Origin of the sequence: Microbacterium sp. che218 (genome assembly GCF_040436305.1) — a bacterium.
GTDB lineage: Bacteria > Actinomycetota > Actinomycetes > Actinomycetales > Microbacteriaceae > Microbacterium > Microbacterium algihabitans.
The window spans coordinates 585,160-601,823 of the sequence record NZ_AP031501.1; the positions used below are offsets into that span (position 1 = coordinate 585,160).

Sequence of the window (16,664 nt, forward strand, 5' to 3'; positions counted from 1 at the left end):
CGACGGGATCGCTAGCGTGACACCATGACCGTCCCCGACACCCTCTGGCGCGAGATCGCGGCATCCGACTTCGTCACCTTCGGCACGTACCGCCGCAACGGCGAACTCGTCGCTGTCCCCGTGTGGATCGCTCGCCACGGCGACGAGCTCGTCGTCACCAGCGAGCGCACGACCGGCAAGGTCAAACGCCTGCGCAACGACTCCCGCGTGGTGCTGCGTCCGTGCAGCCGCATGGGCAAGGTCGAGCCGGATGCCATCACGGTCGAGGCGCACGCGCGCATCGCGGGCCCGGCGCAGGACGACCGCGGCGCCGACTCCGCCCTGAAGCGCAAGTACGGCTGGCAGTACCGCGCGATCATCGGCTTCGAGGCGATCGTGCGCAAGGTGCAGCGCAAGCCCGGCGACCGCGTCATCCTGCGCGTCAGCCGCACCGCCTGATCGGCCGCGCCGATATCCCGGGGCCGCAGCGCTCGCAAGGGGCTGGACCGCCGCGTCGTCGCGCGAGAGGCTGAGCCCACGGGTCGTCAGCCGGCCGTCGCGTTCGAGTTCTCGCCGGAGACGCGCGCGGACCGGGCAGACCAGTCTGGGGGCCAGCATGGGCAAGTTCATCTACGACGGCAACATCAAGGTCGATTTCGAAGACCGGCTTCTCGCTCACCTGCAGGCCGTGATCATGGCGAAGGTGCGGCGCGGAGAGAGCTTTCCGTTCTCGTGGAAAGACGACATCAGCACGGGTGGCGGGCGCACGACCGTGTACATCCACCCCAACGTGTCGCTCGTCTTCAAGTACCACGGCAGCCGTTCTCCCCAACTGAGCCCGGCGTGGCTGCACGCACTGACCTACAACGCCAACTCCGGTCGGGGTCTGTACGTCGTGCCCGAGCCCGACGAATCCGCGCCCCGCGAGAGCACCCGGCGCGAAGAGATGGTGTTCCGCGAGGTTCCGAACGAACAGATGCCGGAGCCGGCTCGCACCTGAGCGGAATGGCCGACGGCGGTCGGCGCGTTGCAGAAGACATGACCGACTGGACCACCGTCAAGCCGTACTTCGAGACCGACGTCGTCGCCCACCTCGCGACGCTGATGAAGGACGGATCGCCGCACTCCATCCCGCTGTGGGTCGCCGTCGAGGGGGAGCGGCTCGTCCTCTTCACCGAGGCCGACACGCTGAAGGACCGCAACCTCCGCCGTGATCCGCGTGTGGCGATCTCGGTCGTGGCCGCCGACAACCCCTATTCGATGGCGTTCGTCCGCGGCACGGCGGTGGAGCGCATCGAGGGTGACGACGCCCTCGCGTACGTTGACCGCATCTCGCGGCTCTACACCGGAGAGCCCTACGGCATGCGCGAGGGGCTCGCAGTGTGGTTCATCGAGCCGACCAAGGCCTGGGCCCGCGCCTACGAGGACTGACGCTCAGCGCACCAGCGGCAGCACGCCCAGCAGCAGTATGAGCGGGGCGATCACGGCGCCGAGCAGCACGAAGCGGCTCCAGCGCACCTCGACGCCCGCCGCGACGAGCCGGTCGTGCCACAACAGCGTCGCCAGCGACGCCCACGGGGTCACGATCGGCCCCGCGTTTACGCCGATCAGCAGAGCCGCAAGGCGAACGGGCGATCCCGCGACCGACTCGAGCGCGAGGTAGGCCGGCAGGTTGTTGATGCCGTTCGCCACGAGCGCGCCCACTCCCGCGAGCTGCCAGAGCGAGACCAGGTCGTCACCGGTTCCGGCCAGCACAGTCGTGACCTGGCCGATGCCGAGGGCCTCGAGCGCCCCGACCGCGAGGAAGAGGCCACCGGCGAACACCAGCAGAGACCAGGGCACGAGGCGGATGCCGAGAGCCCGCGGCGCGCGCCAGGCGAAGGCCGCGATCAGCACGACCGCGGCCCCCACCGCGGGCATCCACGGTTCGAGCCCCACCACCAGCAAGGGCAGAAGAGCGAGGGTGACGACGCCGGAGACGCGCAACAGGAGCGTGTCGGATACGCGGGGGGAGTCGGCATCCGGATACGTCTTCGGAAGACGCCGCAGGAACACCACCGTGAGCACGACGACCGACACCGCGATCGCGATGAGCGCCGACGGACCCAGCAGGGCGAGGAACGCGACAGGGTCGTGGCCGCCGCCGAGCGCCTCGGACGCCAACAGGTTGGTGAGGTTCGACACCGGCAGCACGAGAGAGGCCGTGTTGGCGAGCACCACCGTCACGAACGCGAACGGCAGGGGATCGAGCTTGCGGGCGACCGCCATCGACACGACGACCGGCGTCAGCAGCACCGCCGTGGTGTCGAGCGAGAGGAACGCGGTCGCCACCGTCGCGAGGGCCACCACCAGCACCCAGAGCAGCGCTGTGCGGCCGCGGGCGAGCTTCGCCAGACGCGCGGCCACCACGTCGAAGAGTCCCGCCTTGGACGCCAGCTCGGCGACGATCGTCACCGCGACGACGAAGAGCAGGATCGGCCACACCCGATCGGCGACGGCGATCGCGTCGTCGGCGGGAAGGGCGCCGGTGAGCAGCGCGATGATCCCGAGGATCCACAGCACGCCGCCGATGATGGCCAGAGTCACCGCTCCACTATGAGGCACGTCCGGTGCCGTCGAGACCACGCCCGCCCGGTAGCCTGGAAACGACCCCTTCAGGAGATGTTCTGTGACTGATTTCCCCGCCGATGGCTTCGCCCTCTTCCCCGACCGTTCGGTCGTCGCTCTGCGCGTGAACGGGGAGTTGAAAGACCTGGCCACGACCGTGACGGCCGACGACCAGGTGGAGCCGGTCACGATCGACAGCGCCGACGGCCTCTCGATCCTGCGCCACTCGACCGCGCACGTGCTCGCGCAGGCCGTGCAGCGTGTCAAGCCCCAGGCCAACCTCGGTATCGGCCCGCCCGTCACCGACGGCTTCTACTACGACTTCCAGGTCGACGAGCCCTTCACTCCCGACGACCTCAAGGTCATCAAGAAGGAGATGGAGCGCATCGTCCGCGAGAACCAGCGCTTCGTGCGCCGCGTCGTCACCGACGACGAGGCCCGCGCCGAGCTCGCCGACGAGCCGTTCAAGCTCGAGCTCATCGGACTCAAGGGCGGGTCGGCCGAAGCCGCGGAGGGTGCCAGCGTCGAGGTCGGGGGCGGCGAGCTCACGATCTACGACAACGTCACCCGTGACGGCGAGACCGCGTGGAAAGACCTCTGCCGCGGACCCCACGTACCCGGCACGCGTCTCATCGGCAACGGATGGGACCTCACCCGCATCGCCGGCGCCTACTGGCGCGGCAGCGAGAAGAACCCCCAGCTGCAGCGCATCTACGGCACCGCGTGGCCCACGAAAGACGAGCTGCGCGCCTACCAGCACCGGCTCGAAGAGGCCGCGAAGCGCGACCACCGCAAGCTCGGCAAGGAGCTCGACCTCTTCTCGTTCCCCGACGAGATCGGCCCGGGGCTCGCGGTGTTCCACCCCAAGGGCGGCATCGTCCGCTACGAGATCGAGCGCTACATGCGCGAGCGCCTGCTCGCCAGCGGCTACGAGGTCGTCAACACCCCGCACATCACCAAGGGCGACCTGTTCATGACGAGCGGCCACCTGCAGTGGTACGCCGACGGGATGTACCCCCCGATGGTGCTCGACGAGGTGACGGATGCCGATGGCCACGTCTCGCGCGAGGGCCAGGAGTACTACCTCAAGCCCATGAACTGCCCGTTCCACAACCTGATCTTCCGCTCGCGCGGACGCAGCTACCGCGAGCTGCCGCTGCGCCTGAGCGAGTTCGGATCGGTCTACCGCTACGAGAAGAGCGGAACCCTCTCGGGCCTCACGCGCGTGCGCGGCATGACCCAGGACGACACGCACATCTACGTCACGGCCGACCAGGTCAAGGGCGAGCTGACGCACAGCCTCGACTTCGTGCTGCAGACGCTGCGCGACTACGGCCTGAACGACTTCTACCTCGAGCTGTCGACCAAGGAGGAGGGCAACCCGAAGTTCATCGGCGACGACACCCTCTGGGCCGAGGCGACCGAGACGCTGCGCGAGGTCGCCGAGGCCTCGGGTCTCGAGCTCGTCCCCGACCCGGGTGGGGCGGCGTTCTACGGCCCCAAGATCTCGGTGCAGGCCCGCGACGCGATCGGGCGCACCTGGCAGATGTCGACCATCCAGCTCGACTTCAACCAGCCCGAGCGCTTCGAGCTCGAGTACACCGGCCCCGACGGCGAGAAGCACCGCCCGGTGATGATCCACCGCGCCCTGTTCGGCTCGGTCGAGCGTTTCTTCGCGATCCTGCTCGAGCACTACGCCGGGGCGTTCCCGGTGTGGCTCGCCCCCGTGCAGGTCGTGGCCGTGCCCGTCGCCGCCGAATACGGCGACTACCTGCAGGGCATCGTCGCCGACCTCAAGAGCAAGGGCGTCCGCGCCGAGGCCGACCACAGCGACGACCGCATGCAGAAGAAGATCCGCACGCACACCACGCAGAAGGTGCCGCTCATGCTGATCGCCGGCGAGCAGGACCGCTCCAACGGGACGGTCTCGTTCCGCTTCCGCGACGGCACGCAGCTCAACGGCATCCCGGTCGACGAGGCCGTCGCGCGCATCACCGGCGCGATCGCCCAGCGCACCCTGGTGAACACCGCCGAGGACCTGGCGTGATGAGCGATCCGGATGCCGTCGCGGCGGGCTCGTCGTCGGATTCCGGCTCGACGCCTACCGTCGACGGCTCCGGATCGCACACGACCGACGCGGAGCTCGTCGACGCCGCGACCCTTCCGGGCGTGCCCGACGAGTTCCAGCGCCTGTGGACGCCGCACCGCATGGCGTACATCTCGGCGGGGCGCGAGCCCATGGAGAAGACCTGTCCGTTCTGCGCCGCGCCCGACAAGAGCGATGAAGACGGGCTGATCGTCGCGCGCGGGAAGACGGCCTACGTGCTGCTCAACCTGTTCCCGTACAACTCGGGCCACCTGCTGGTGTGCCCGTACCGCCACATCGCGACCTACGACCAGGCCACCGAAGAAGAGGTCGCCGAGATCGGCGCCCTCACGCAGCGCGGCATGCGGGTGCTGCGCGCGGTGTCGAACTGCGACGGCTTCAACCTCGGCATGAACCAGGGAGCGATCGCGGGGGCGGGCGTCGACGCGCACCTGCACCAGCACATCGTTCCCCGGTGGGCGTCGGATGCCAACTTCTTCCCCATCATCGCGAAGACCAAGGCCCTGCCGCAGCTGCTGGGCGATGTGCGCCGCACCGTCTCCGAGGCCTGGAACGCCTAGAACAGGGTTATCCACAAGCCCGGTTCGCGGCCGCGTCGGTCTGACTACCGTGGGGCCATGGACGCTCGCCTCCGCCCCCTCGCCCTCGGTCTCGCCCTCGTCGCGGTGCTCGGGGTGACGACCGCGTGCATCCCGTTGCCGAGTCCGCTTCCGCCCGATGCGGAGGCGTCGCCGGCGACCGAGGAGTCGGGCACGCCGGTTCCGGAGTACAGCGGCACTGTCGCCCCCGATGGCGTCGAAGACGTCTTCGCCGAGCGCGAGGAGTACTTCCGCGAGCAGCAGCTGCCGATGGACGGGTCTCCTCTGGTGGCGGTGACGCCCGCGCAGCAGGAGTTCATCGCGCAGCAGCGCGCCTACGTCGAACAGCAGGGCCTGTCGTGGACCGCGTCCGACGAGAGTCTGTCGCTCGCCCTCGCCGGCGACGCGTGCGAGACGGCGATCCTCAGTCGGCACGAGGTCGACGCGTCGACCCTGCAGGCGCACGTGGCGACCTCGCCCCTGTTCGCCCAACTGGTGCCGGCCGACGCGCAGGGCGATGCGCGCCTGCAGGCGGAGGCGCCGATCGCGAGCGTCATGGTGTTCGGCACGACGTTCATGTGCCCCGACGACGGCGACATGTGGGTCGCGGCGTATCAGGACGTGTACGGCGGCTGACGGCCCGCCGCGCGCCGCGGGGTGGCTGAGCCCGCGCGAGCTCCCGGTCCCTTCGACGGGCTCAGGGACCTGGCGTTCGCGAGGTGGCTGAGCTTGTCGAAGCCACCGGCCCCACGAGACCTGCGCGAGCCAGCGGTCCCTTCGACAGGCTCAGGGACCTGGGTTGCATTCGACCCCTGCGCTACGCGAGGTGGCTGAGCCTGTCGAAGCCCCCGGGCTCTCGAGACCTGCGTGAGCTCGCGGTCCCTTCGACAGGCTCAGGGACCTGGGTTGCGTTCGACCCCCGCGCTACGCGAGGTGGCTGAGCCTGTCGAAGCCCCCGGGCTCTCGAGACCTGCGCGAGCTTGCGGTCCCTTCGACAGGCTCAGGGACCTGCCGTTCGCGAGGTGGCTCGGGCTGCGCGAGCTCGCGGTCCCTTCGACGGGCTCAGGGACCTGGCGTTCGCGAGGTGGCTGAGCTTGTCGAAGCCACCGGCCCCACGAGACCTGCGCGAGCCACCGGTCCCTCAGACAGGCTCAGGGACCTGGGCTGCGCTCAGGGGCCCCGCTCAGCGCACCTGGCGCACGCCGAACTGCAGGCGCGGGTGGGCGTAGGCCTCCTGCGACTCGATGAGACGCAGTTCGCGCGACCCCGACTCGTAGGTGTTCGACAGCAGGTCGAACACGCTCGAGGCCGTGCGGGCGAGTGCGTCGGCGGCGTCGCCGGTGCGGCGGTAGTGCGCGGTGAACAGGGCCGCGGTGACGTCGCCCGAGCCGTTCGCCTTCATCGGGATGAGCGGAGTCTGCACGATCCAGGCGCCGGCGTCGTCGACGACCATCATCTCGATCGTGTCGGGCTCGCGGTCGGGGCGCTCGACGCTCGTGATGAGCACCGTGCGCGGGCCGCGGGCGCGCAGCATGTCGGCCGACTCGAGCGTCGAGTCGATGCTCCCGGGCTCGGTATCGGTGAGGAAGCCGAGCTCGAACTGGTTGGGCGTCAGGATGTCGGCGACCGGGACGACGCGCTCGCGCAGCAGCACCGGGATCGCGGGCGCCACGAAGCACCCCGACTTGGCGTTGCCCATGACCGGGTCGCAGGCGTACACGGCACCCGGATTCGCTTTCTTCACCCGCGCGACGGCGTCGATGATGACGTCGGCGATGCCCTCGCCGCCCTGGTAGCCCGAGAGGATCACGTCGATCTCGGGGAAGACGCCGCGGTCTTCGATGCCCTGGATCACGGCCGCGACGTCGTCGGGCGCGATGAGCGGACCTCGCCACGCGCCGTAGCCGGTGTGGTTCGAGAAGTTCACCGTGTACACCGGCAGCACCTCGACGCCGATGCGCTGCAGGGGGAAGACGGCGGCGGAGTTTCCGACGTGCCCGTACGCGACGGCGGACTGGATCGAGAGGACCTTCATGTCTCGATCCTCCCACTTCGTCCCGATCCGCGGAGCACGCCCGCGGCGGCGGCCAGGTCATCCGCGAGGGTCGTGGCCGAGGCCTCGTCGAGGTCGTGCACGGTGAGGCGCAGGAACGAGCCGTGATCGCCGTCTCCGAGGAAGAAGGGGTCACCCTCGCGCACCAGCCACCCGCGTCTCATGAGGTCTTCGCGCACTCCCGCCGCGGGCACCGGCAGCGGCACCCACAGGTTGAGGCCGTCGCCCGGGCTGACCGGCAACCCGCGTGCGGTGAGCTGCGCGCAGAACGCGGCGTTGCGTGCGGCGTAGTGCACGGCCGCGCGCTCGATGCCCTCGCGGACCGCGTGATCGGTCACGAGGGCGAGGGTGAGGCGCTGGAGGATGTGGCTGACCCACGTGGTTCCGGGCGTCAGGCGCTGCCCCAGTCCGTCGGCGGTGTCGGGATCGGATGCCGTGACGGCGAGGCACGTGTCGGGTCCGAGGAACTTCGACATCGAGCGGATGCGCGCCCAGCGGCGCTGCGACGCGCCGATGACCGAGTGCAGGGGAGCGCGGGACAGCAGCGAGAAGTGGTCGTCTTCGATGACGAGCACGTACGGATGCTCCGCCAGCACCTCGCGCAGGGCCGCCGCGCGATCCGCCGTGAGACTCGCTCCGGTCGGATTGTGCGCGCGGGGCGTGCAGATGACGGCGCGGACGCCGGCCTCGAGCGCGGCGCGGAGTCCGTCGATAGTCATGCCCTCGGCGTCCACCGGCACGGGCACCGCCCGATACCCCCCGGTGCGCACCGTGTGCAGGGCGGAGAGGAAGCAGGGGTCTTCCAGGGCCACCGCGTCGTCGCGCTGCAGCGCTTGGGCGAGGAGGCGTTCGATGGCGTCGCTCGCACCGCTCGTGACGGTCAGGCGCAGGTCGTCGTGGGGGAGTCCGTCCGCCATCCAGTCGCGCGCCCATTCCTCCAGCCCCGGGTCGATCACCGGCTCGCCGTAGAGCACGGGGCGTGCCGACCGGGCGAGGGCCGCGGTCGGGTCGGGGATGAGCGCCGGATCGGGGTTGCCCGAGCCCACGTCGCGCAGCACGGTGTCGGGCGCGTAGCCCTCCTGGGCGACGGCCGCGCGATCGGCGACGCGTGTGCCGCCGCGACCGCGCGCTTCGACGAGGCCCGCCTGCGCGAGCTGCCGGTACGCGGCGACGACGGTGTTGCGGTTGACGCCGAGGTCAGCCGCGACGGCGCGCACCGACGGCAGCAGGGTCCCCGGGGTCAGCTCGGCGCGCTCGATGCGCGTACGCAGATCGGCGGCGATCTCGGATGCCGATCGGCCGGTGATGTCGATGCTCATGAGCCCCCTTGAGTCCCGACCAGCCTATGTCCTGAGCCATGCTACGGTTTGGCCTAAGCCAAAGAATCGCGCCCCGAAGCGCGGAACCACGCGCCGCACGGCGCGGAACGGAGTGGACATGACCGACACCGGAACCTCCCGCGTCAAGCGCGGTCTCGCCGAGATGCTCAAGGGCGGCGTGATCATGGACGTCGTCACCGCCGAGCAGGCGCGCATCGCCGAAGACGCCGGCGCCGTCGCCGTCATGGCGCTCGAACGCGTGCCCGCCGACATCCGCGCGCAGGGCGGCGTCGCGCGCATGAGCGACCCCGACCTCATCGACGACATCATCGCCACGGTCTCGATCCCCGTCATGGCGAAGGCCCGCATCGGCCACTTCGTCGAGGCGCAGATCTTGCAGGAGCTCGGCGTCGACTACATCGACGAGTCCGAGGTGCTCTCGCCCGCCGACTACGTCAACCACATCGACAAGTGGAACTTCACCGTCCCCTTCGTCTGCGGGGCGACCAACCTCGGCGAGGCCCTGCGCCGCATCACCGAGGGCGCGGCGATGATCCGCTCCAAGGGTGAGGCCGGCACGGGCGATGTCTCGGAGGCGACCAAGCACATCCGCACGATCCGCGGCGAGATCAACGCCCTGCGCGCCAAGACGAAGGACGAGCTCTACGTTGCGGCCAAGGAGCTGCAGGCGCCCTACGACCTCGTCGCCGAGATCGCCGAGACCGGCGAGCTGCCCGTCGTGCTCTTCACCGCCGGGGGAGTGGCCACCCCGGCCGACGCCGCGATGATGATGCAGCTCGGCGCCGACGGCGTGTTCGTGGGCTCCGGGATCTTCAAGTCGGGCAACCCCGCCCAGCGCGCCGCGGCCATCGTCAAGGCGACGACCTTCCACGACGACCCCAAGGTCGTGGCCGAGGCGTCGCGCGGACTCGGCGAGGCGATGGTGGGCATCAACGTCGCCGACCTCCCCGCCCCGCACCGCCTGGCCGAGCGTGGCTGGTAACACCCCGCGCGTCGGAGTGCTCGCGCTGCAGGGCGACGTGCGCGAGCACCTCGCCGTGCTGCGCGGGCTCGGCGCCGACGCGCAGCCCGTGCGTCGACCCGAGGAGCTCGCCGCCGTGGAGGGCCTGGTCCTCCCCGGCGGCGAGTCGAGCGTGATCGACAAGCTCGCGCGCACCTTCGGCCTGTTCGACCCGATCCGCGCCGCGATCGCCGCCGGCATGCCGATGTACGGCACCTGTGCGGGGCTCATCCTGCTCGCCGACCGCATCGACGGAGCGATCACGGGCCAGCAGACGTTCGGCGGCATCGACGCGCGCGTGGCGCGCAACGTCTTCGGCAGTCAGACCGCGTCGTTCGAGACCGAGCTCGAGGTGCCCGCCCTGGGCGATCCGCCGGTGCACGCGGTCTTCATCCGCGCGCCCGCGGTGGTGGAGTGGGGTTTGGATGCCGTGCCCCTGGCGACCCTTGCCGACGGACGCGTCGTCGCGATCGAGCAGGGCGCCCTGCTGGGGACCGCGTTCCACCCCGAATCGACGGGGGAGACGCGGTTCCACCGCCGCTTCCTCGACCACGTGGCGGCCAGACGCGGCATCCACGCCCCCGCGCTCTAGACTGGAAGCTATGTCCGGACACTCCAAATGGGCCACGACCAAGCACAAGAAGGCGGTCATCGACTCCCGTCGCGCCAAGTCGTGGGCCAAGCTCATCAAGAACATCGAGGTCGCGGCGAAGCTCGGTGGAGCCGACCTCCAGGGCAACCCCACCCTCTTCGACGCCGTGCTCAAGGCCAAGAAGACCTCGGTCCCCAAAGACAACATCGACCGCGCGATCAAGCGAGGTGCGGGCATCGGCGGCGAGGCCGTCGAGTACGCCTCGATCATGTACGAGGGCTACGGCCCGAACGGCGTCGCGTTCCTCATCGAATGTCTGACCGACAACAAGAACCGCGCCGCGGCCGAGGTGCGCACCGCCCTCAGCCGTAACGGCGGAACCCTCGCCGACCCGGGCAGCGTCGCCTACAACTTCAGCCGCAAGGGCGTCATCGTGGTCCCCTCCGAGGGCACCACCGAAGACGACGTCATGCTCGCGGTCCTCGAGGCCGGCGCCGAAGAGGTCGAGCCGCACGGCGAGGGCTTCGGCGTCATCACCGAGGCGAGCGACCTCGTGTCGGTGCGCTCCGCCCTGCAGGACGCCGGCATCGAGTACGACTCCGCCGACGTCGAGTTCGTGCCCTCGCTCAAGGTCGAGGTCGACGCCGATACGGCCCGCAAGGTGTTCCGCCTCATCGACGCGCTCGAAGACAGTGACGACGTGCAGAACGTCTACACCAACTTCGACATGACGCCCGAGGTGCAGGCCGAGCTCGAGAACGACGAGTAAGGGCGCGCCCTGAGCTCCTCCACGACCCCTGCGCCTAGCGTGGGGGTCGTGGCATCTTCCTTGCGCGTCCTCGGCATCGACCCCGGCCTCACGCGCTGCGGCATCGGCATCGTCGACGTCGCCCCCAACCGCACGGCCACCCTCGTGCACGTCGGGGTGGCGCGTTCGGCACCGACCGATCCGATCGAGAAACGTCTCGCGGCCATCGCCGCCGGCATCCGCGAAGTTCTCCTCGCCCACCAGCCGCACGTCGTCGCCGTCGAGCGCGTATTCGCGCAGAACAACCGCCATTCGGTGATGGGCACGGCCCAGGCCAGCGGCATCGCGCTGCTGCTCGCCGCCGAGCACGGCCTCACCGCCGCCACGCACACGCCCAGCGAGGTCAAGGCCGCGATCACCGGCTACGGCTCGGCCGACAAGCTGCAGGTGCAGACGATGGTCGCGCGCGTGCTGCGCCTCGACGCTCTTCCCCAGCCGGCGGATGCCGCGGACGCGCTGGCCATCGCGCTCTGCCACGCGTGGCGCGGGGGAGCGGCCGCAGCTCCCGGCGGCGCGGAGCTCACCCCCGCGCAGCGCGCCTGGCGCGACGCCGAGAAGCGACGGACGCCGCCGACGCGTGTCGCTCGAACACATGTACGAACCGATGCGTAGGCTCGCACCATGATCTCTTCGCTGCACGGGACGGCGGCCCACGTCGCCGACGACTCGCTCGTGATCGTGGTGGGCGGCGTCGGCTTCTCCGTCGCCGTCACCTCGCAACTCGCCCGCACCGTCCACGTCGGCGACGACGTGCACCTGCACACGAACCTCATCGTGCGCGAAGACGCCCTCTCGCTCTACGGCTTCGAGACCCGCGAAGAGCTGACCGTGTTCACGCAGTTGATCAGCGTGACCGGCGTCGGGCCGAAATCCGCCCTCGGCGTGCTCTCGTCACTCACCGTGCCGCAGATCGCCCAGGCCGTCGCCGACGACGACGACGCCCCCTTCCGTCGCGTGTCGGGCATCGGCCCCAAGACCGCGAAGCTCATCGTCGTACAGCTCGCGGGCAAGCTCGCCGTGATCCCGGCCACCGCCCCCGCGGCCGTGTCGGCGCACGGTCAGGTGCCCCTGCAGGTGACGCAGGCGCTCATCGGCCTCGGGTGGAGCGAACGCACGGCCGCCGAGGCCGTGGCATCCGTCGCCGAGAACGCCTCCGACGCCGACCGCACGTCGGTGCAGGCGCTGCTGCGACTGACGCTCGCGCTGCTCGGCCCTGCCCGCAAGGAGAGCGTGAGTGGCTGACGTCCGCGACGCGGGGACCCCCGACGACGAGGTCGAGCTCGCGATCGAGGGGGCCCTGCGTCCCACCTCGCTCGCCGAGTTCGTCGGCCAACAGAAGGTGCGCGGTCAGTTGCAGCTTCTGCTCGACGCCGCGCGCATCCAGCAGCGCTCGCCCGACCACATCCTGCTGTCGGGCCCGCCCGGGCTCGGCAAGACCACGCTCGCCATGATCGTCGCGCACGAGAGCGGCAGGCCGCTGCGTCTGTCGAGCGGACCGGCGATCCAGCACGCGGGCGACCTCGCGGCCCTGCTGTCGTCGCTCACGCCGGGTGAAGTTCTGTTCATCGACGAGATCCACCGCATGGCGCGCTCGGCCGAAGAGATGCTGTACCTCGCGATGGAGGACTTCCGCATCGACATCATGGTCGGCAAGGGCGCGGGTGCGACCAGCATCCCCCTCGACCTCGCCCCCTTCACCCTCGTGGGCGCGACCACCCGATCGGGCCTGCTGCCGAACCCGCTGCGCGACCGCTTCGGCTTCACCGCCCACCTCGAGTACTACGAGCCCGAAGAGCTCGAGCAGGTCGTGACGCGTTCGGCGTCGATGCTCGACGTCGGGCTGCCGGGCACCGCGCGCTCCGAGATCGCTCGCCGCTCGCGCGGCACCCCCCGCATCGCGAACCGGCTGCTGCGCCGCGTGCGCGACTACCTCGTGGTGCACGGGCCGTCCGCGGGCGCCGAACACGGCGACGCCGACGTGCGCACGGTCGGTGCCGCCCTCGACCTCTACGACGTCGACTCCATCGGGCTCGACCGCCTCGATCGCGCGGTGCTCGACGCGCTCGTGCGGCGCTTCCGCGGGGGACCGGTCGGCCTCAGCACGCTCGCGGTCGCCGTCGGCGAAGAGCCCGAGACGATCGAGTCGGTGGTCGAGCCCTACCTCGTGCGCATCGGATTCATGGGCCGCACCCCTCGCGGCCGCGTCGCCACCCCGGAGGCCTACGACCACTTGGGCGCCCCTCACCCCGACGGCCTGCTCCGGTTCAGCCAGGGGTCATGACCTATACTCGGCGGGGGATTCCCCGACCCCCGCTCTACCCCCGCTAGGCAGTGCCGCACGGCGCGCCTGACTTTGAAAGGTGCACCGCCTCGATGGATATCGCCCGGTTCTTCTCCGATTACGGCCTCATCATCCTTCTCATCGGCCTGCTGGTCTTCATGTTCTGGAGCTCGCGCCGCCGCATGCAGAAGCAGAAGGCCGAGCAGGAGAAGAAGGCCCGCGAGACCGTCGCCGGTGCCGAGGTCCTGCTGCAGGGCGGCCTGTACGGCACCATCGTCGAGTACGACGGTGAAGACCTCGACAAGCCCGCGCTCGTCGAGATCGCGCCCGGCGTGGTCATCAAGGTGCACAGCCAGGCCGTGCTCCGCATCGTCGACGCCGCCCAGGGCGCCGTCACCGAAGACGAGTACATCGAGGCCGAGGAGTCCGAGGCCGAGTACATCGCGGGCGTCGCCGACCACGACATCACCTCGATCAGCGACGACCAGCGCTCCGCCCGTCAGCACACCGAGGCGGAGCAGACCGACAAGGACCGCCCGCAGGCCTGACCTCCGCTCTTCCGCCGTACTCGCCCGCCGCACAGAAAGCCGACTACGTGGCGCCCTCGACTCCTGTCCGTCATGCCTGGCGCGTGTTGACCGGACTGCTCGCCATCACCGGCGTGCTGTTCGGCATCAACGCGCTCGGCGTGTACACCTTCAACGCCAGTTCCTGGTCTCCCGAGCTCGCGCTCGACCTCCAGGGCGGCACGCAGATCATCCTGCAGGCCCAGACCACCGACGGCGCCGCGCCCGACAGCGAGCAGCTGCAGCAGGCCGTGTCGATCATCCGCCAGCGCGTCGACGCCTCCGGCGTCGGTGAGGCCGACGTGGCCACCGAGGGCGGACAGAACATCGTCGTGCAGATCCCCGGCCAGGCCGACGAGGCCACGCGCCAGCGGATCCAGAGCGCCGCGCAGCTCCAGCTGCGCCCCGTTCTGTTCACGGGCTCGCCGGCCACGACGTTCGTCGGCGCCGACGGCAACTCCACGCCGTACCCGACGCCCGACCCGAGCCTGCCGGCCACGCCCACCGCGTCGCCGACCGACGCGAGCGACCCGGCGTACATCACCCCGGCTCTGCAGGCGCAGTTCCTCTCGTACGACTGCGCGAACCCGCCGAGCAACCCGGCGCAGGCCCCGGCCGACCAGCCGATGATCACGTGCGGGCTCGAAGACGGCACGAAGTACATCCTCGGCCCCGTCGAGCTCGACGGAAACGACATCTCCGACGCCACGAACGGCCAGGAGCAGAACACGGGCCGCTGGGCCGTCAACCTCGTCTTCAACGACCAGGGAACCCAGAAGTTCGGCGAGATCAGCCAGCGCCTCTACGGCAAGCAGGCGCCCTTCAACCAGTTCGCGTTCGTGCTCGACGGTCAGGTGCTGTCGGCTCCCTCGATGAACGGCATCATCCTCGACGGCCGCCCCAGCATCACGGGCAGCTTCACGCAGGAGTCGTCGAAGGCCCTGGCCGACCAGCTGAAGTACGGCGCCCTGCCGCTGAGCTTCAGCGTCGTCAGCAGTGACACCGTGTCGGCGACGCTCGGTTCGCAGCAGCTGCAGGTCGGCCTCATCGCCGGCCTCATCGGCCTCGGTCTCGTCGCGATCTATTCGCTGATCGTCTACCGGGCCCTGGGCACGGTGATCATCGCGTCTCTCGCCGTGATGGCGGTGCTGACCTACGCCGCGATCTGCATCCTCGCGTGGCGCGCCGGCTTCCGTCTGTCGCTCGCCGGCGTCGCGGGTCTGATCGTCACGATCGGCTTCACCGCCGACTCGTTCATCGTCTACTTCGAACGCATCCGCGACGAGTTGCGCGATGGCAAGTCGATCACCGCGGCGGTCGAAGACGGCTGGGGTCGCGCCAAGCGCACGATCTACATCTCGAAGTCGATCAACATCCTCGCCGCCGTCGTGCTGTACATCCTCGCGGATGCCACGGTGAAGGGCTTCGCGTTCACCCTCGGCCTGACCACGGCGATCGACATCCTGATCTTCATCCTGTTTACCCACCCGGTCATGCAGCTGCTGGCGCGCACGCGCTTCTTTGGCTCGGGACACCCGCTGTCGGGTATGGACCCCAACGCGCTCGGCGCCGTCTACCGCGGTCGTGCGGAGTTCCGCGCCCCGGTCGTCGACAGCGGTCGCGCCAAGCGCTCGCGCGGTGAGGCCGCACGTCGGCAGACGATCGCCGAACGCAAACAGGCGGAGCTCGCTGCCGCGTCCCGCGGCGATAGCCGCTCCACGAAGGAGGGAGACGACTGATGCGCTCCATGTCTCAGCTCGGAAACGACCTCTACTCGGGGAAGACCTCGTTCCCGTTCGTGCAGCGTCGTCGTCTGTGGTTCATCATCGCGGCGGTGCTCGTCATCGGCGCGGCGCTCGTGCCGTTCATCCGCCCCGTGCAGTTCTCGATCGAATTCACCGGCGGGTCGCAGTTCACCGTGTCGAACCCCGCCAGCTTCGACCAGTCGCTCGCGACGAACGCGGTGACCTCGGTCGTGCCGGGCGCGCAGACGCGCGTCACCACGATCAGCGACCAGGCCGTCCGCGTGCAGACCGACCAGCTCGGCAGCGACCAGACGCAGGCCGTCTCGGCCGCGCTCGCGAGCGCGTACGACGTGCCCTCCGCCGAGGTGACCGACTCGTTCATCGGTCCCACCTGGGGCGCCGACGTCACGCGTCAGTCGCTGTGGGGTCTGGCAATCTTCCTCGCGCTGACCTTCCTCATCCTCGCGCTGTACTTCCGCACCTGGAAGATGTCGGTCGCCGCGATCATCGGCCTGGTCGACGTGCTCGTCATCACCATCGGCGTGTACGCGGTGTTCGGGTTCGAGATCTCGCCGGCGGCGGTGATCGGCTTCCTCACGATCCTCTCTTACGCCCTCTACGACACCACCGTCGTCTTCGACAAGGTGCGCGAGAACACGAGGGAAGACGGCGAGATCTCCGGCCGCACCTTCGCGGAGTCGGTCAACCTCGCCGCCAACCAGACGCTGATCCGCTCGATCAACACGACGGTCGTGGCCGTGCTCCCGGTCGGTGCGATCCTCTTCATCGGTGTTCCGCTCGGTGCGCGCACACTGAGCGACATCTCGCTGTCGATCTTCGTCGGCACGATCGTCGCGGCGTACTCGACCCTGTTCGTCGCCGTGCCGATGTACGCACTGCTGCGCGAGTCGGAGAAGCCCATCGCGCAGCGCGACGCCCGCGTCGTCGCCGCGCGCGAGAAGGCGGGCGTCCCGGCCTGAGGCCGGGGCCCCGCCGCTCTTCGGGGCA

The 16,664-nt window shown here is 69.9% G+C and carries 18 protein-coding genes; 15 read left to right on the plus strand and 3 right to left on the minus strand.

All coding sequences use genetic code 11. The features are described from left to right. Positions 1 to 24 precede the first annotated feature (24 nt). The 3 genes from ABXS86_RS02800 to ABXS86_RS02810 all read left to right on the plus strand — a co-directional run bounded on the left by ABXS86_RS02800 (position 25) and on the right by ABXS86_RS02810 (position 1,410). Entirely contained in the window at positions 25 to 438 is a 414-nt protein-coding gene (locus ABXS86_RS02800) for a PPOX class F420-dependent oxidoreductase (RefSeq protein ID WP_353665554.1), read from the plus strand. 157 nt (positions 439 to 595) lie between these two features. Next, positions 596 to 979 carry an ATP-dependent DNA ligase gene (locus ABXS86_RS02805; RefSeq protein ID WP_307211091.1) on the plus strand — a complete coding sequence of 128 codons (384 nt, stop codon included), beginning with the start codon at positions 596 to 598 and terminating at the stop codon, positions 977 to 979. Positions 980 to 1,017: 38 nt separating this feature from the next. Further along, complete coding sequence (locus tag ABXS86_RS02810) at positions 1,018 to 1,410, plus strand: TIGR03618 family F420-dependent PPOX class oxidoreductase (protein ID WP_307211090.1); 393 nt, start codon at positions 1,018 to 1,020, stop codon at positions 1,408 to 1,410. A 3-nt stretch (positions 1,411 to 1,413) separates the two neighbouring features. Here the strand turns inward: ABXS86_RS02810 and ABXS86_RS02815 are convergent, their stop codons facing one another. Further along, positions 1,414 to 2,565: an SLC13 family permease gene (locus ABXS86_RS02815; protein ID WP_307211089.1), complete on the minus strand. Its 1,152-nt coding sequence runs from the start codon at positions 2,563 to 2,565 to the stop codon at positions 1,414 to 1,416. Between the two features lie 82 nt (positions 2,566 to 2,647). On the opposite strand from ABXS86_RS02815, the gene thrS reads away from it, so the two are divergent. The 3 genes from thrS to ABXS86_RS02830 are packed head-to-tail and all read left to right on the plus strand — an operon-like array spanning position 2,648 to position 5,907. Beyond that, on the plus strand, positions 2,648 to 4,633 hold the full coding sequence (thrS, locus tag ABXS86_RS02820) for a threonine--tRNA ligase (RefSeq protein WP_307211087.1): 1,986 nt from the start codon (positions 2,648 to 2,650) through the stop codon (positions 4,631 to 4,633). Continuing rightward, positions 4,633 to 5,253: an HIT family protein gene (locus ABXS86_RS02825; protein WP_307211085.1), complete on the plus strand. Its 621-nt coding sequence runs from the start codon at positions 4,633 to 4,635 to the stop codon at positions 5,251 to 5,253. The genes thrS and ABXS86_RS02825 overlap by 1 nt, the downstream gene beginning before the upstream one ends. Positions 5,254 to 5,310: 57 nt before the next feature. Beyond that, a complete protein-coding gene (locus ABXS86_RS02830) occupies positions 5,311 to 5,907 on the plus strand; it encodes a hypothetical protein (RefSeq protein ID WP_307211083.1) in 597 nt (198 codons plus the stop codon). Positions 5,908 to 6,454: 547 nt separating this feature from the next. Here ABXS86_RS02830 and pdxY read toward each other — a convergent pair. Together pdxY and ABXS86_RS02840 are read right to left on the minus strand one after the other, a co-directional pair. Then, on the minus strand, positions 6,455 to 7,306 hold the full coding sequence (gene pdxY, locus ABXS86_RS02835) for a pyridoxal kinase PdxY (protein ID WP_307211081.1): 852 nt from the start codon (positions 7,304 to 7,306) through the stop codon (positions 6,455 to 6,457). After that, complete coding sequence (locus ABXS86_RS02840; protein WP_353665555.1) at positions 7,303 to 8,643, minus strand: aminotransferase class I/II-fold pyridoxal phosphate-dependent enzyme; 1,341 nt, start codon at positions 8,641 to 8,643, stop codon at positions 7,303 to 7,305. Before ABXS86_RS02840 ends, pdxY begins: the two co-directional genes overlap by 4 nt. Before the next feature lie 118 nt (positions 8,644 to 8,761). Here ABXS86_RS02840 and pdxS point away from each other — a divergent pair, with 118 nt between their 5' ends. From pdxS to secF, 9 genes are all read left to right on the plus strand, one after another. Further along, positions 8,762 to 9,646 carry a pyridoxal 5'-phosphate synthase lyase subunit PdxS gene (pdxS, locus tag ABXS86_RS02845; protein WP_353665556.1) on the plus strand — a complete coding sequence of 295 codons (885 nt, stop codon included), beginning with the start codon at positions 8,762 to 8,764 and terminating at the stop codon, positions 9,644 to 9,646. Then, a complete protein-coding gene (pdxT, locus tag ABXS86_RS02850) occupies positions 9,636 to 10,256 on the plus strand; it encodes a pyridoxal 5'-phosphate synthase glutaminase subunit PdxT (protein ID WP_353665557.1) in 621 nt (206 codons plus the stop codon). Before pdxS ends, pdxT begins: the two co-directional genes overlap by 11 nt. Positions 10,257 to 10,266: 10 nt before the next feature. Further along, positions 10,267 to 11,025: a YebC/PmpR family DNA-binding transcriptional regulator gene (locus ABXS86_RS02855; RefSeq protein ID WP_144833508.1), complete on the plus strand. Its 759-nt coding sequence runs from the start codon at positions 10,267 to 10,269 to the stop codon at positions 11,023 to 11,025. Positions 11,026 to 11,073: 48 nt separating this feature from the next. After that, complete coding sequence (gene ruvC / locus ABXS86_RS02860) at positions 11,074 to 11,676, plus strand: crossover junction endodeoxyribonuclease RuvC (protein ID WP_230704634.1); 603 nt, start codon at positions 11,074 to 11,076, stop codon at positions 11,674 to 11,676. Between the two features lie 9 nt (positions 11,677 to 11,685). Then, a complete protein-coding gene (ruvA, locus tag ABXS86_RS02865; protein WP_307211070.1) occupies positions 11,686 to 12,306 on the plus strand; it encodes a Holliday junction branch migration protein RuvA in 621 nt (206 codons plus the stop codon). Beyond that, on the plus strand, positions 12,299 to 13,345 hold the full coding sequence (gene ruvB / locus ABXS86_RS02870; protein ID WP_144833502.1) for a Holliday junction branch migration DNA helicase RuvB: 1,047 nt from the start codon (positions 12,299 to 12,301) through the stop codon (positions 13,343 to 13,345). Before ruvA ends, ruvB begins: the two co-directional genes overlap by 8 nt. A 92-nt stretch (positions 13,346 to 13,437) precedes the next feature. After that, positions 13,438 to 13,893 carry a preprotein translocase subunit YajC gene (yajC, locus tag ABXS86_RS02875; protein WP_307211069.1) on the plus strand — a complete coding sequence of 152 codons (456 nt, stop codon included), beginning with the start codon at positions 13,438 to 13,440 and terminating at the stop codon, positions 13,891 to 13,893. Between the two features lie 47 nt (positions 13,894 to 13,940). Then, positions 13,941 to 15,650, plus strand: a complete 1,710-nt coding sequence (gene secD, locus ABXS86_RS02880; protein ID WP_251507233.1) for a protein translocase subunit SecD — start codon at positions 13,941 to 13,943, stop codon at positions 15,648 to 15,650. Continuing rightward, positions 15,650 to 16,636 carry a protein translocase subunit SecF gene (gene secF / locus ABXS86_RS02885; protein WP_144833497.1) on the plus strand — a complete coding sequence of 329 codons (987 nt, stop codon included), beginning with the start codon at positions 15,650 to 15,652 and terminating at the stop codon, positions 16,634 to 16,636. Before secD ends, secF begins: the two co-directional genes overlap by 1 nt. Positions 16,637 to 16,664: the final 28 nt, after the last annotated feature.